Annotated in this window: 16 protein-coding genes and 1 pseudogene; 10 read left to right on the top strand and 7 right to left on the bottom strand. The window is 63.8% G+C overall.

Going from position 1 to position 14,225, the window contains the following annotated elements:
- Positions 1 to 25: 25 nt before the first annotated feature.
- The 8 genes from tolB (at position 26) to GV368_RS11355 (ending at position 7,457) form a co-directional block, all read left to right on the top strand.
- A complete protein-coding gene (gene tolB, locus GV368_RS06980; RefSeq protein WP_142803796.1) occupies positions 26 to 1,318 on the top strand; it encodes a Tol-Pal system beta propeller repeat protein TolB in 1,293 nt (430 codons plus the stop codon).
- 52 nt (positions 1,319 to 1,370) lie between these two features.
- On the top strand, positions 1,371 to 1,895 hold the full coding sequence (pal, locus tag GV368_RS06975; RefSeq protein ID WP_142803797.1) for a peptidoglycan-associated lipoprotein Pal: 525 nt from the start codon (positions 1,371 to 1,373) through the stop codon (positions 1,893 to 1,895).
- A gap of 14 nt (positions 1,896 to 1,909) precedes the next feature.
- A complete protein-coding gene (gene ybgF, locus GV368_RS06970; protein WP_169116012.1) occupies positions 1,910 to 2,674 on the top strand; it encodes a tol-pal system protein YbgF in 765 nt (254 codons plus the stop codon).
- Entirely contained in the window at positions 2,671 to 3,321 is a 651-nt protein-coding gene (gene queE, locus GV368_RS06965) for a 7-carboxy-7-deazaguanine synthase QueE (protein WP_169116011.1), read from the top strand. Before ybgF ends, queE begins: the two co-directional genes overlap by 4 nt.
- A 40-nt stretch (positions 3,322 to 3,361) precedes the next feature.
- Entirely contained in the window at positions 3,362 to 4,045 is a 684-nt protein-coding gene (queC, locus tag GV368_RS06960; protein ID WP_142803800.1) for a 7-cyano-7-deazaguanine synthase QueC, read from the top strand.
- 74 nt (positions 4,046 to 4,119) lie between these two features.
- Positions 4,120 to 6,195 carry a PAS-domain containing protein gene (locus GV368_RS06955; RefSeq protein WP_169116010.1) on the top strand — a complete coding sequence of 692 codons (2,076 nt, stop codon included), beginning with the start codon at positions 4,120 to 4,122 and terminating at the stop codon, positions 6,193 to 6,195.
- Positions 6,192 to 6,905 (top strand): response regulator transcription factor, encoded by a 714-nt coding sequence (locus GV368_RS06950; protein ID WP_169116009.1) that lies wholly within the window; start codon positions 6,192 to 6,194, stop codon positions 6,903 to 6,905. Before GV368_RS06955 ends, GV368_RS06950 begins: the two co-directional genes overlap by 4 nt.
- 60 nt (positions 6,906 to 6,965) lie before the next feature.
- Positions 6,966 to 7,457, top strand: a complete 492-nt coding sequence (locus tag GV368_RS11355; protein WP_169116008.1) for a VOC family protein — start codon at positions 6,966 to 6,968, stop codon at positions 7,455 to 7,457.
- A gap of 35 nt (positions 7,458 to 7,492) precedes the next feature.
- Here GV368_RS11355 and GV368_RS06940 read toward each other — a convergent pair.
- Positions 7,493 to 7,966: pseudogene (locus tag GV368_RS06940) on the bottom strand (recombinase family protein); the annotation flags it as partial.
- Positions 7,967 to 8,189: 223 nt separating this feature from the next.
- Here GV368_RS06940 and GV368_RS06935 point away from each other — a divergent pair.
- Together GV368_RS06935 and GV368_RS06930 are read left to right on the top strand one after the other, a co-directional pair.
- On the top strand, positions 8,190 to 8,408 hold the full coding sequence (locus GV368_RS06935; protein WP_142811006.1) for an antitoxin MazE family protein: 219 nt from the start codon (positions 8,190 to 8,192) through the stop codon (positions 8,406 to 8,408).
- On the top strand, positions 8,408 to 8,728 hold the full coding sequence (locus tag GV368_RS06930) for a type II toxin-antitoxin system PemK/MazF family toxin (protein WP_142811008.1): 321 nt from the start codon (positions 8,408 to 8,410) through the stop codon (positions 8,726 to 8,728). Before GV368_RS06935 ends, GV368_RS06930 begins: the two co-directional genes overlap by 1 nt.
- Positions 8,729 to 8,795: 67 nt before the next feature.
- On the opposite strand, the gene GV368_RS11125 is transcribed toward GV368_RS06930, so the two are convergent.
- The 6 genes from GV368_RS11125 to GV368_RS06900 all read right to left on the bottom strand — a co-directional run bounded on the left by GV368_RS11125 (position 8,796) and on the right by GV368_RS06900 (position 14,220).
- On the bottom strand, positions 8,796 to 9,443 hold the full coding sequence (locus GV368_RS11125; RefSeq protein WP_206673322.1) for a putative toxin-antitoxin system toxin component, PIN family: 648 nt from the start codon (positions 9,441 to 9,443) through the stop codon (positions 8,796 to 8,798).
- Positions 9,440 to 9,664: an AbrB/MazE/SpoVT family DNA-binding domain-containing protein gene (locus GV368_RS06920; RefSeq protein WP_142803807.1), complete on the bottom strand. Its 225-nt coding sequence runs from the start codon at positions 9,662 to 9,664 to the stop codon at positions 9,440 to 9,442. The genes GV368_RS11125 and GV368_RS06920 overlap by 4 nt, the downstream gene beginning before the upstream one ends.
- Before the next feature lie 276 nt (positions 9,665 to 9,940).
- Positions 9,941 to 10,219 (bottom strand): Txe/YoeB family addiction module toxin, encoded by a 279-nt coding sequence (locus tag GV368_RS06915; protein ID WP_142811012.1) that lies wholly within the window; start codon positions 10,217 to 10,219, stop codon positions 9,941 to 9,943.
- On the bottom strand, positions 10,203 to 10,484 hold the full coding sequence (locus GV368_RS06910; protein WP_142811014.1) for a type II toxin-antitoxin system Phd/YefM family antitoxin: 282 nt from the start codon (positions 10,482 to 10,484) through the stop codon (positions 10,203 to 10,205). Before GV368_RS06910 ends, GV368_RS06915 begins: the two co-directional genes overlap by 17 nt.
- Before the next feature lie 162 nt (positions 10,485 to 10,646).
- The gene (gene accC, locus GV368_RS06905) at positions 10,647 to 12,644 is read right to left on the bottom strand and encodes an acetyl-CoA carboxylase biotin carboxylase subunit (protein ID WP_169116007.1); all 1,998 of its coding nucleotides are present in this window, start codon (positions 12,642 to 12,644) and stop codon (positions 10,647 to 10,649) included.
- A 43-nt stretch (positions 12,645 to 12,687) separates the two neighbouring features.
- Positions 12,688 to 14,220, bottom strand: coding sequence for an acyl-CoA carboxylase subunit beta (locus GV368_RS06900; protein ID WP_169116006.1), 1,533 nt, complete (start codon positions 14,218 to 14,220; stop codon positions 12,688 to 12,690).
- Positions 14,221 to 14,225 lie beyond the last annotated feature (5 nt).

Genomic DNA, 14,225 nt, shown 5'->3' with positions numbered 1-14,225 from the left:
GCTTCGAATCTTACGGATGATCGCGATGCGGGGATTCGCTCATCACCTCTTCCACTGGCGTCTAGTCGTCACGCTGTTGCTCGCCACCTGCGCGGCGCTGCCTGCACGGGCGCAGCTGACCGTCGAAATCACCGGCGCCGGCGGTCAACGCATTCCCATCGCCATCCCCTATTTGGCCGGTGAAGAGCTCTTGCCGACCCCGATTTCCCAGATCGTCGGTCAGGATCTCGCCAAGAGCGGCATCTTCCAGTTGGTCGATGTCGGCCTCCTACGGCTGCCCGAGGATCAGATCCCAGATTATGCCAACCTCGCCGCGCGCGGCGCCGATGCCGTGCTCGCCGGTAGCGCTACCGTCCTGGGCGCGGGTCAATACGAGGTTCGGGTGCGGGTATTCGACACGCGGCGCCAGGCCGATCTCGGCGGCATCCTTTACCGCTTCACCCCCTCGCAAACCCGGGCCACCGCGCACCGCATCGCCGACTTCGTCTATGAAAAGCTCACCGGAATCCCCGGCTACTTCGCCTCACGGCTCGCCTACGTCGTCAAACAGGGGAATCGATACGAACTTCGCATCAGTGAGGCCGACGGCAGCAACTCGGTCCCGGCGCTCATCTCGCAGGAACCAATCATCTCGCCGACCTGGAGCCCTGACGGCACCAAGGTGGCCTACGTCTCGTTCGAGGCGAAGAAACCAATCGTATACGTGCATGAGCTCGCCACCGGCCAGCGCCGCGTGGTGGCCAATTTCAAGGGCTCGAACTCCGCACCGGCCTTTTCTCCCGATGGGCAAAGCATCGCCCTGGCGCTCACTCGCGACGGCATCTCCCAGATCTACCTCGTACCGGTCATGGGTGGCACGCCCGTCCGCCTGTCGCGCAGCCATGCCATCGACACCGAACCGGTCTTTTCCCCCGACGGCCGCCATATCTATTTCACCTCCGACCGCGGCGGCTCGCCCCAGATCTACCGCATGCCGGCGAGCGGCGGCGCGGCCGAACGAATCACGTTCGAAGGAGAATACAACGTCAGCCCCGACGTCTCGTCCGACGGCAAGCTGCTCACCTTCGTCACGCGCAACCAAGGGCGTTATCAGGTGGCGCTCCTCGACTTGCAAACGCGCCAGCAGCTCATCCTCTCCGATTCCACGCGCGACGAATCGCCTTCGTTCGCGCCCAACGGACGCATGATCGTCTATGCTTCAGAATTCGGCGGACGAGGATCCCTCTTCGCCGTCTCGACCGATGGCAAAGTTCGCCTTCGCCTCTCGGCCGAGGGAGCCGACGTGCGGGAACCGGCCTGGGGGCCGCTACCGCGCTGAGGTCCTTTGTGTTCGTTCCCTTTTCAATCATTGCACAGGAACCGTGAAACAAATGAAAAAACTACTCACTCCCGCGGTCTTTTGTCTCGGGATCATCCTTTCGGCCTGTTCCTCGACCGGCACCGTGGAAGAAGGCACGGGAAGCGTCGAAGACCGCAACGTCGGCGCCGTGACCACGGTGACGCCGACCTCCCCACGCAGCGCCGCACTGGCCGCCCTGCGCGACCCCAACAGCCCCCTGTCCAAGCGCAGCATCTACTTCGACTTCGACAGCTACGTCGTCAAGCCGGAGTTCCAGTCGCTGGTGCAGGCCCATGGTCGCTTCCTCGCGCAAAACCCGGATTTCAAAGTCCTGATCCAGGGCAACGCCGACGAGCGCGGTAGCCGTGAGTACAACTTGGCGCTGGGTCAAAAACGCGCCGAGGCGGTCAAGAACGCACTCCTGACCTTCGGTGCGCGCGAAGATCAGGTCGAAGCGGTGAGCCTGGGCGAGGAGAAGCCCATCTGCACCGATCGCACCGAAGAATGCTACGCGCAAAACCGCCGTGCCGACATTCTATATTCGGGTGAATTTTGACGGAGGCGCGTTCGATGCCCAAGCCCCCTGTCTGGCCGCTCTACGTCCTTATCGCCTCGGCAGCTTTTTGCCGTCCGGCATTCGCGATCTTCTCCGACGATCAGGCGCGGCAGGGGGTGGCTGAGTTACGCCAACAGGTGCAGACCCTCGGTGAGCGCGTCGACAACCTGGCGCGCGCGCAAGTTACCCAGAGCAACGACCTCGAGCGCTTGCGTGAAGAGATGCGCCGCCTCACCGGACGCATCGAAGAGCTGCAATACAAACTCGAACAGATCGAGAAACGGCAGAGGGATTTTTATCTCGATCTCGATGCCCGTCTCACGGCCCTGGGTGCCGGCGCCACGGGATCGGCGGCGCCCGCCGCCACCTCGCCGGCCCAGCCCACCACCCAAGGCGCCCCCGCCTCGTCTGGCAATGCGAAAGCCGATTTCGATGCAGCCCTCGGAAAACTCCAGTCGAGGGACGCCAAAGGGGCGCTTGCGGCATTCCAGGACTTCCTGCGCCAACATCCCAACGATGCGCAGATTCCTCAAGCACATTTCTGGGCCGGCACGGCTGCTTTACAGCTCAAGGAATACGAGACCGCACGCCGCCATTTCGCCCGCGTGGTGTTCGATCACCCCAAACACGAGCTCGCCCCAGACGCCATGCTGGGGCTAGCCAATGCTCTGCAAGGCATGGGCGATGAAGTCGGCTCCATCGACATGCTCAAGCGTCTCGTGGAACGTCATCCCAATACCCCGGCGGGTCAAGTTGCCCGCCAACGTCTGGGGCGATGAAAACGCGAGATCGTCTGCGGGTCAGCGAGATCTTCGCCTCCATTCAGGGAGAATCGACGACGGTGGGCGTGCCTACCGTCTTCGTGCGCCTCACCGGCTGTCCTCTACGCTGCCATTGGTGCGACACGACCTACGCCTTCAGCGGCGGCGATCGTCTCTCGATCGACGAAATCCTCGAGCGGGTGGCCGCCCTGGGGCTATCCGAAGTCTGCGTCACCGGCGGAGAGCCTCTGGCACAGCCGGCCTGCCACGAGCTGCTCACGGCGCTACTCGATGCGGGGCATCGCGTCTCGCTCGAGACGAGCGGGGCGATCTCCATCGTCGGACTCGACCCCCGCGTGCGCTGCGTGATGGATCTCAAAGCCCCCGGTTCGGGCGAAGCCGACAAGAACCTGTGGGACAACCTCCAACACCTGCGCGCGCACGACGAGGTGAAGTTCGTGCTCGCCGACCGCACCGACTATGAGTGGGCCAAGGATGTGCTCGAGCGCCACGGGCTCGCCCGCCGTGCCACCGTGCTCTTCTCACCGGTAGCCGGGTCGCTGCCGCCCGCGCTGCTGGCCGAGTGGATCCTGGCCGACCGCCTGCCGGTGCGTTTCCAGCTGCAATTGCACAAAATTCTTTGGGGCGACACGCGCGGCAAGTAACGCCTCATCGCCCATCGCCTCTTGAGCGAGGACCCCTGTGATGAATGATGTCCCCTCCCGCAACGCCGTGGTGCTGCTCTCCGGCGGGCTCGACTCGAGCACGGTGCTCGCCATCGCCCGCACCGAAGGCTTTCGTCCCTATGCCCTGTCGGTGGCCTACGGCCAGCGGCACGACGCGGAACTCGCGGCCGCGGCGCGCGTGGCCCAAGCATTGGGCGCCGTCGAGCACCGCGTCGCCCGGGTCGATCTGGGCGTATTTGGCGGCTCGGCGCTCACGGATGCGGCGATCGCCGTGCCCGAGACACCGAGCGAAGGCATTCCCGTCACTTATGTGCCAGCGCGCAACACCGTGCTCCTGTCGGTGGCGCTCGCCTGGGCCGAGGTGATCGGGGCTTACGACATCTTCATTGGGGTCAATGCCGTGGACTATTCCGGCTATCCCGACTGTCGGCCGGAATTCATCGCCGCCTTCGAGGCACTGGCCAACGTCGCCACCAAGGCCGGGGTCGAAGGGGCGCGTTTTCGCGTCCACACCCCGCTCATGCGGCTCTCGAAAGCCGAGATCATCCGCCGCGGGCTGGAACTCGGCGTGGATTATTCCCTCACCGTTTCCTGCTACCAAGCCGATGAAGCGGGGCGTGCCTGCGGCCGCTGCGATGCCTGCCGGCTGCGCGCCCAAGGGTTCGCCAAAGCGGGGGTCCCGGATCCGACCCCTTATCGCTAAGGACACGGTCGTTGCTTGGCAAACACGCGGCGATCGTCGTAGCATTGACACCAAACCGCACGGTCTAGCGCACGATGGCCCGTACTCCTACTCCACCGGAACTGCCCACTGCTTCCAGCCTCGTCGGTCCCGGCGATCGGCGCCGGCTCGACCTGCTGCTCGCCGGGCTCGACCTACTCGACCAGGCGATCGCTGTATTCGATGCCACCCCCAAACTCGTGGCCTGGAACCGGGCCATGCAGCGTCTGCTCGATTTCCCCGAAAACCTCGTCCATGAAGGCACGCCTTTCGAAGCCTTCGCCCGTTTCAACGCCGAGCGCGGCGAATACGGCGAGGGCGACATTGAGCGCCTGGTGGCCGAACGGGTGATGGCCGCGCGCGCCTTCCAGCCGCACTATTTCGAACGCGAACGCCCCAACGGCCGCATCCTGGCGGTACGCGGCGTGCCCATCCCCAACCTCGGGTTCGTGTCGCTGTGGACCGACATCACCGAGCAGCGGCGCTACGAGCGCCTCATCGAAGAGCAGAACCAGACCTTGGAAGCCCGGGTAGCCGAGCGCACGGCGGCGCTCGCGCGGGCCAACGAAGAGCTGCGCGCCGCCCAGGTCGAACTCGATCAGACCGCCGAGGCCTTGCGCCGCTCGGAAGAGCGTCTGCGACTCATCCTCGACTCGATCCCGGCCATGGTGGCCTATCTGGATGCCGACGAGCGCTACCGCTTCGCCAACCGGGTCTATGCCCGCTGGTTCGGTCTCGAACAGGACGAGATCGCGGGCCACACCGTGGCCGAGATCACCGGACCCGACACCTACACCCAGATCGCGGCCCACCTGGCGCGCGCCCACGCCGGCGAGACCGTCAGCTACGAATACGCCCGCCGCAACGCCCAGGGCCGGCTGGTCCATGCCCGTAGCACCGTCGTGCCTGAATGCGACGAGCATGGCGCGGTCGTGGGTTTCTTCGTGCTCTCGATCGACATCACCGAGCAGAAAGCACATCAGAACGCCCTCATCCAGGCGCAGAAGATGGAAGCGATCGGGCAGCTCACGGGCGGGGTCGCGCACGATTTCAACAACCTCCTCACCACCCTCATCGGCAACCTCGAAGGACTCAAACGCTATCTCGGCGACTCCAGCGCCGTGCGTGAATACCTCGAACCGGCCCTCGCGGCGAGCACCCGGGGCGTGGCGCTCATCCGCCGCCTGCTCACCTTCGCACGCTCGCAGCCGCTCGCACCGCAGGCGGTCGAAGTCGGCGAGCTGGTACGCTCCATGGGCGTGATCCTCGAGCGCACCCTGGGGGAGACCATCGCCATCGTGCTCGACCTCCCCGCGGCCCCTCTTTACGCCTACGCCGACGCGCATCAGCTCGAGAATGCGCTCCTCAATCTCGCCTTGAACGCCCGCGACGCCATGGCCGAGCGCGGCGGCACCCTGACGATCCGCGTCCGCCCCTGGCACCGCGATGAAGGCGTGGCCTCCGACATCCCCGTCGGCGACTATGTGCGCTTCGACGTCAGCGACACGGGATGCGGGATGGCCCCAGAGCAACTGACCCGTGTCTTCGAGCCGTTCTACACCACCAAGCCGTTCGGCCAGGGAAGCGGCCTGGGGCTGGCGATGGTCTATGGCTTCGTACGTCAGTCCGGTGGCGACATCCAGGTACGCAGCGAACCCGGCCGTGGCACGACCTTCTCCTTTGCCCTGCCCCTGGCACCGGCAGCGGCCGACGTTCGCGGAGCAAACCGAGAGGAAGAGGCCGAGGCCCCGCCCTCTCCTCCCCGCATGGTGTTGCTGGTGGAAGACGAACTGCCGGTGCGCCACGTCCTGCGCCAGCAGCTCATGGCGTTGGGACACACCGTGCTGGAAGCGGCCAACGCGCACGAAGCATTGGAGCTGCTCGAGCACGTCGAGGAAATCGAGCTCCTCGTCACCGATGCCGTCATGCCGGGGGAACTCGACGGGCGCCGTCTCATCGCCCGCGCTCGTATGCTACGATCGGCACTGCCTACCGTGCTGGTCACGGGCTATGCCCACGACGATGGCCCCCCGGTGGATGGCTACATCGTCCTGCCCAAACCCTGTACCCAGGCCCAACTCTCCCGGGCGCTCGTCGCCGCCCAGCGCCTCGCCGCAGGAATGCCCCGATGAACGCTCCCGACGCCCATCTGCTCGTCGTCGAAGACGACCCCGACGTCGCCCGTCTCATCTGTCGCAGCCTGAGCGAATTCGGCTTCGCGTGTGACGTGGCCGCGAGCGGCCGGGCCGCGCTCGACGCCGTGCGCACCCGTACGCCGGAATTGGCCATCGTCGACCTGGGGCTACCGGACATGGACGGCCTGGCGCTGATCGCCGAGATGCAACGCCTGCATCCCTGCGCCGTGCTGATCCTCACCGGCCGCGCAGGCGTGGCCGACCGCGTGCTGGGGCTGGAGCTGGGAGCGGACGACTATCTCGTCAAACCCTTCGAGCCGCGTGAGCTGGTGGCCCGGGTCCGCTCCATCCTGCGCCGCTATCAGAAGACCGCCACCCCCTCCTCCGACGCGGCACGGGGCATCGCACATTTCTCCAGCTGGCGCTACGACCCGGCAAGCCACACCCTCACCGATCCGCAAGGAGACAGCACGAGGCTCTCCACCGCCGAGGCGCAGCTGCTGATGCTCTTCCTCAGCCACCCCAACCGCATCCTCTCGCGCGAGCGTCTCGTGGGAAATCGACCCGTCGAATCGTACGATCGCAGCATCGACGTGCGCATCTCACGGCTACGGCGCAAGCTGCGCGACGATCCGCACGACCCGCGCCTCATCAAGACGGTCTATGGCGCGGGCTACCTCTTCGCCGCCCCCGTGCGCTGGGAGTAGAATCCGCTGGGAGTAGAATCATCTTCTTTCCTTCCCTGCGACCGAATCCATACCATGACCATGAACGATCCTTCCCCCCCATTCCGCATCCTCGGCATTCAGCAAATCGCGCTCGGTGCGCTGGACAAAACGCGGCTCGCCCGCCTGTGGGTCGAGCTCTTCGGCCTACCGGTCACCGGCACCTTTCGCTCCGAGCGAGAGAACGTGGATGAAGACATCGTCGCCCTGGGCGCGGGCCCCTTCAAGGTCGAGGTCGACCTGATGCAACCGCTCGATCCGGCGAAGAAACCGGCGGTGCACGCCACCCCGCTCAACCACGTCGGGCTGTGGGTCGACGACCTGCCCAAGGCGGTCGAATGGCTCTCGGCGCACGGCGTGCGCTTCGCCCCCGGCGGCATTCGCCGCGGCGCGGCCGGCTACGACATCTGCTTCATCCACCCCAAGGGCAACGACGAATTCCCCGTGAGCGGCGAAGGCGTGCTCATCGAGCTCGTCCAGGCTCCGCCGGAAGTGATCGAGGCGTACGCGACGATCGCTGCTGCCTCACGTTGATTTTGTCCAGGGAGACGCTGAAGAAATGAGCGAGCGGGAGGAAGCGCAAGGCGTTTGGTGCGCAGCGACCGGAACAAGTCAAGATTCTTGGGCCGGCGTTCCCCTTTGCGACCGAGCCTGCGGGCCGCCTCGAGCCCGGCGCGGGTGCGCTCAACGATGAGTTCGCGCTCCATCTCCGCGAGGCTTGCCATCACGTGGAAGAAGAACCGACCCGATGGCGTACTCGTGTCGATCGCATCGGTGAGGCTTTTGAACTGAACCCCGCGCTGCTGCAGTTCCCCCACCAGATCGAGCAGCTGCTTGACGCTACGGCCCAGGCGATCGAGCTTCCACACCACGAGCGTATCCCCTGAGCGCAGCATGTCGATGGCCCGTGCCAGACCCTCGCGGTCGGTACGGCTGCCGCTTGCCCGATCCTCGAAGATGCGCTCGCACCCGGCCTTGGTGAGGGCCTCGCGCTGCAGCTCGAGGTTCTGATCCTGCGTCGAGACGCGGGCGTAACCGATCAACGTGGAAGGTTCCCTGGAAGTGGGGTGAGGCGCATTTCTCGAAACCCGCAACGATCGAACGAAACGAGCATTCTATTTCAAGAACGGGTTTCGAGAGAGTGAAGGCCTTGGAATCACGGGGTGCAGCGGGTGGTGGAGTGGCGTTATCGAAAACGGGCGGTTTTACCATTTTTATTACATGTGTAGTATCATGAAAATTGAAATGTAACCACTGGAGCGCACTATGACTTCAACGACCAAGGAATCCAAGGTAGCGCGCTACCGTGAGCAGATGCGCGCGGCGGGGCTGCGGCCTGTCCAGTTTTGGGTGCCAGATACCCGCTCACCCGAGTTCAGGGCGCAGCTGCGCACGCAGTGCCAAAGCCTGAAGGGCGACGCGGCGGAAGCCGAGGTTTTGCGCTTCACTGAAGCGGCTGCATTGGACATCGAAGGGTGGGATTGATGCAGCGAGGCGATCTCGTAACGGTTTCATTGCCAGGTGACTACGGTAAACCACGGCCCGCCCTGATCGTCCAATCCGACTTGCTCTCCGAGCTGGAAAGCGTGGTGCTGTGCCCGGTGACGAGCAATCTGCGCAATGTCGCGTTTCGCGTCACCGTGGAACCCAACCAGGCCAACGGACTGCGTGTGATCTCGCAAGTCATGGTGGACAAGCTCTCGACGCTACCGCGCGCCAAGATCAGCGAGCCGTTTGGTCGCCTCGATGGCGAGCGGATGAAAGCGGTAGATAGAGCGCTGCTGCTGGTCGTTGGCCTTATCTGATCGGATGCAAGTCGTACGCCAAGAACCTATCCGATTGACAACAAAGGAAAAAAAGGGACATCCATTTTTATTTTTTATTTTGGAGGAGCGCGCTGCCATCGCCATCGTCGAGTACGACGGCAACGTTGACCGGGAGCACTGACCCACTACGGTCTGAGCTGCCCCGTGCATCTGCTGCATGTCGACATCGCCGGATCAACCGACTGGGTGCTGACCACCGACGTCGACGCAGCAAGGGCTTCGCTGAAGGAAGTCGGCGGTGACCGCGCTTTTTGGCGAACAGTTGGCAGTGGGCCTGCAGCCAGTCGGCGAACTCAGTCACCGTGAGGATGGGAATGCGAACCTGGTCTCTGACCGCCTGAATATCGCTGTCGCCACTGACCAGTGCATCAGCCTGAGCCACGGCGGCGAGCGCCAGAAAGATCACATCGCCGGGATCACGAATCTCCGGCAGCCCTCCGGGCCTTGCCTCGACCTTGACGGTTTCCACGAACGGCAGAAATTCAGCCAGTAACGTTTCTTGCTCGTCCTGACTCAGATTGAACTTGGGGTAGGCAAGGACGTGCAGCAGTTCGCTGACCGTGTCGCGACTGGCCAACGCGATGAAGTGCTTGGCCTGCCACGCCTCGCGCAGCCAAGCAAACTTACCCCGCGAGAAGATCAGGGCCGAAACCAGGCAGTTGGTGTCGAGGACAACGCGCGGGATGCTGCTCATGTGCGCTTTCTCGCCCAGGCGATGGCCTCAGCCACGTCGTCTTGCGTGATGCCCAGTTCTTCCAACTTGGCCCGTACCGCGTCAGCCTGCTGCAGGCGAACCGGCGTCAGCACGATCTTGCCGTCCTGAACCGTGACGTCGTAGTAGTCGGCCTCGCCCACGGTCTGGACGATGGCCTTGGGCAAGGTGACCTGGTTCTTGCTCGTGCGCTTGGTCAGCATGACAATCTCCGAAAGCAATGAAGTAAGGAATCAAATTTTCGCGAGTTTTCAGGCCAATGAAACCACAGAACAGAAAGGCAGAACAGAACAGAAAGGGACACCCAGTGGCCGGGACGAAGCCGGCAGAAGATTGGAGGTGCGATTCCTCTACCCGGTAACGCACAAAAAGGAACACCCATTGACCATCATTTACCATTGCATCAATGGGCGCCTCGCCTTTGCAATACACCGACGTGGTAATCGAGCGTTTCCGACACAACTGCTCCGACAGCTTGGCTAGTAGTGGTAGCGGCCTTGCAAAAACTCGATCCGATCCGCTTTCACCAGATAGACGCAACGGTGTTCCTGCGTGATCCGGCGTGACCAGACATCCGGGCCCAGATACTTCAATGGTTCGGGATTGCCAATGCCCTTGAATGGATCGCGCAGGACGGCCTTGACCAGCTCCAGGAGGCGCTTGGCAGTGCGGCGTTCTGTTTCCACCCAGTAGCTCAAGTCCTCCAAGAACTCGGGATGAAACACCGCGACGCGCTTGAGCTCAGTCTTCGATGCCATAGAGTTTCTCGAGGGCATCGACCGCAGTGGGTGCGACCTCACCGGCCCGAGCACGGGCCAGGGCAGTCAACAGACGTTCCGCATTCTTTGGCGAGCGCAGCAGATGCGCTGTCTCCATCAGGCTTTGTAGTTCATCGGCGGCAATCATTGCAACGGCCCCCCCCGAGCGGCGACGCACCACGACGACTTCACGGTCATCGACCGCACGATCCATCAGAGTCTTGAGTTGCTTGCGGGCCTGGCTGTAGGTGGTTTCGATGGTCATGACGATCTCCGTTAGTTGGACATATATATTGTACAACTATGACATGACAAAGGAACCCCTTCTTCCGTCAGTTCCCACTCACTGCTGTCACACGCTGATTTTGAAAAGAAAAAAGCCGACCCCCATAGGCCGGCTTTTCTTCACCCTCGCGAGGGAGGAAGCTCATTCGAATTCGAGGATCACTTCGTCCACCGCCAGGCTGGCGCCCGGTTTGGCGACGATTTTCTTCACTTTGCCGTCCTGCTCGGCGCGCAGGATGTTCTCCATCTTCATCGCCTCGATCACGGCGAGTTTCTCCCCGGCCTTGACCTCCTGCCCTTCGGCGACCGCGATCTCACGCAGCAGCCCCGGCATGGGCGAGAGGAGGAATTTGGACATGTCGGGCGGCGTCTTGACCGGCATCAGCGACCAGAGAGCGGCGATGTGGGCCGGCAGAACGCGGGCACGCAGCTCGGCGCCGTGGTGGCGCAGGACGTAGAGGATGCCCTCGCGTTCGAGCTGCACCGTCATCGGCGCATCGCCGATGCGCACCTGGAGCACGATCTCGCCCAGGCGCCAGCGCGGGTCGAAGTCGATCTGCAGCACCCGATCACCCGAGCGCACCACGAAGCGGGTGTCCGAGAGTTCCTCGACCGTGGCCGCCGTGGCACCCTGCGCGTCGATCACCTGGTAGTTCGGCGAGGGCGTGTAGCGATGGCCGTTCATCTGACCCGAGAGGCGGGCGTTACGCAGGCGCAGCTTGTGTTCGACCGCCGCGAGGATGAGGCGCAGCATCAAGGGGTCTTCGTGCGGCACCATCTCCGGCGTGAATCCCTCAGGAAACTCCTCGGCGATGAAACCGGTGGTGAGCCGACCCTCGCGGAAGCGCGGATGCTGCATGAGCGCCGCCTGGAAGGGGATGTTCGAGTGGATACCGCGGATGACGAAGGCGTCGAGTGCCTCCTGCATCCGTTCGATCGCCTCCAGCCGGTCGCGCCCGTGCACGATGAGCTTGGCGATCATCGAGTCGTAGTACATCGAGATTTCGCCGCCTTCATAGACGCCGGTGTCGACGCGCAGCTGGCCCGGCACTTCGGCGGGCGGACGAAACTTCACCAGGCGCCCGGTGGAAGGCAGGAATCCGCGGAAAGGATCCTCGGCGTTGATGCGGCATTCCATCGCCCAGCCGTCGATGCGCAGCTCGGATTGCGACAGCGGCAGTTTCTCGCCGGCGGCGATGCGAATCATCCACTCGACCAGATCGAGCCCGGTGATCATCTCGGTGACCGGGTGCTCGACCTGCAGCCGCGTGTTCATCTCGAGGAAGTAGAAGGACTTGTCCTTGCCGACGACGAATTCCACCGTACCGGCGGACTGGTACTGCACCGCACGCGCGAGCGCCACCGCTTGCTCACCCATGGCGCGGCGGGTGTCGGGGTCGATGAAGGGGCTGGGCGCCTCTTCCACGACTTTCTGGTGGCGACGTTGCACCGAGCATTCGCGCTCGAAGAGATAGACGTAGTTGCCGTAGGCGTCGCCGAAGACCTGGATCTCGATGTGGCGCGGCTCTTCGACGAATTTCTCGATGAAGACGCGATCGTCGCCGAAGGCATTGCGCGCCTCGTTGCGGCAGGATTCGAACCCTTCGCGGCATTGGGCATCGTCGTAGGCTACGCGCAGACCCTTGCCGCCACCGCCGGCCGAAGCCTTGATCATCACCGGGTAGCCGATGTCGCGGGCGATGCGCACGGCCTCATCGGCCGATTCGATCGGGTCATTGTAGCCGGGAATGGTATTGACGCCCGCCTGCATGGCGAGCTTTTTCGAGGCGATCTTGTCGCCCATCGCGGCGATCGCCGCGTGTTTCGGTCCGATGAAGACGATGCCTTCTTCTTCGAGCCGACGGGCGAATTCCTCGTTTTCGGAGAGAAAGCCGTAACCGGGATGGACCGCCTCGGCGCCGGTCTGTTTGCACACGGCGATGATTTTGTCCATCGCCAGGTAGGATTCCTTGGAAGGCGCCGGGCCGATGCATACCGCCTCGTCGGCGAGCTGCACGTGCAGCGCGCGCCGGTCGGCCTCGGAATAGACCGCCACGGTGGCGATCCCCATCTTGCGCGCGGTCTTGATCACCCGGCAGGCGATCTCGCCCCGGTTGGCGATCAGAATCTTTTTGAACATGGTGGTGTTTTCCCTCATTGCGATGAACCGTTGGCGTGCCGCCTCACAGCGGGATGTTGCCGTGCTTGCGCCAGGGGTTTTCGAGCTCCTTGTCCTCGAGCATGGCCAGCGAGCGGCAGATGCGCTTGCGCGTGGCGTGCGGCATGATTACGTCGTCGATGTAGCCGCGCCGCGCCGCCACGAAGGGGTTGGCGAACTTCTCGCGGTATTCCGCTTCGCGGGCCGCGATCTTCTCGGGGTCATTCTTCTCGTCGCGGAAGATGATCTCGACCGCACCCTTCGGTCCCATAACCGCGATCTCGGCGGTGGGCCAGGCGAAGTTGACGTCGCCGCGCAGGTGCTTGGAGGCCATCACGTCGTAGGCACCGCCATAGGCTTTGCGGGTGATGACGGTGATCTTGGGCACCGTGGCTTCGGCATAGGCATAGAGGAGCTTGGCGCCGTGCTTGATGATGCCGCCGTATTCCTGGGCCGTACCGGGGAGGAAGCCGGGCACGTCGACGAAGGTGACGATGGGGATGTTGAAGGCATCGCAGAAGCGCACGAAACGCGCCGCCTTGATCGAGGATTTGATGTCGAGGCAGCCGGCGAGCACCATGGGCTGGTTGGCCACGAACCCGACGGTTTTGCCTTCCATGCGCCCGAAGCCGACGACGATGTTCTTGGCGTAGTCGGGCTGGATCTCGAAGAAGTCGCCCTCGTCGACCACCTTGAGGATGAGCTCTTTGATGTCGTAGGGCTGGTTGGGGTTGTCGGGCACGAGGGTGTCGAGCGAGGGTTCCATGCGCTCGGCCACGTCGCTGGTGGGGCGCACCGGCGGCTTCTCGCGGTTGTTGAGCGGCAGGAAGTCGAAGAAGCGGCGCAGCTGCAAGAGCGCCTCGATGTCGTTCTCGAAGGCCGCATCGGCCACGCCCGAGCGCGTGGTGTGGGTGATCGCCCCGCCGAGCTCCTCGGCCGTGACTTCTTCGTGCGTGACGGTCTTGACCACGTCCGGACCGGTGACGAACATGTAGGAGGTGTCCTTCACCATGAAGATGAAGTCGGTCATCGCCGGCGAATAGACCGCGCCGCCCGCACACGGCCCCATGATCATGGAGATCTGCGGAATCACGCCGGAGGCGAGTACGTTACGCTGGAACACATCGGCATAGCCACCCAGGGACGCCACCCCTTCCTGGATGCGCGCCCCGCCCGAGTCGTTCAGACCGATCACGGGAGCGCCGACCTTCATCGCCTGATCCATGATCTTGCAGATCTTCTCGGCGTGCGCTTCCGACAGCGACCCGCCGAAGACGGTGAAGTCCTGGCTGAAGACGAAGACGAGCCGGCCGTTGATGGTGCCGTAGCCGGTCACCACGCCGTCACCGGGGATGTGCTCCTCGTCCATCCCGAAATCGGTGCAGCGGTGCTCCTTGAACATGTCCCACTCTTCGAAGCTGCCCTCGTCGAGCAGCACCTCGATGCGCTCGCGCGCGGTGAGCTTGCCCTTGGCGTGCTGGGCGGCGATACGCCGCTCGCCGCCGCCCAGCCGGGCGCGGGCGCGTTGCTCTTCCAATCGACGGATGATGTCCTGCATGGTTT

The organism is Tepidiphilus baoligensis (assembly GCF_012911495.1).
Classification (GTDB): Bacteria; Pseudomonadota; Gammaproteobacteria; order Burkholderiales; family Rhodocyclaceae; genus Tepidiphilus; species Tepidiphilus olei.
Note: the sequence above shows the minus strand (reverse complement) of the source record. Positions and strands in the feature narration are given on the sequence as shown.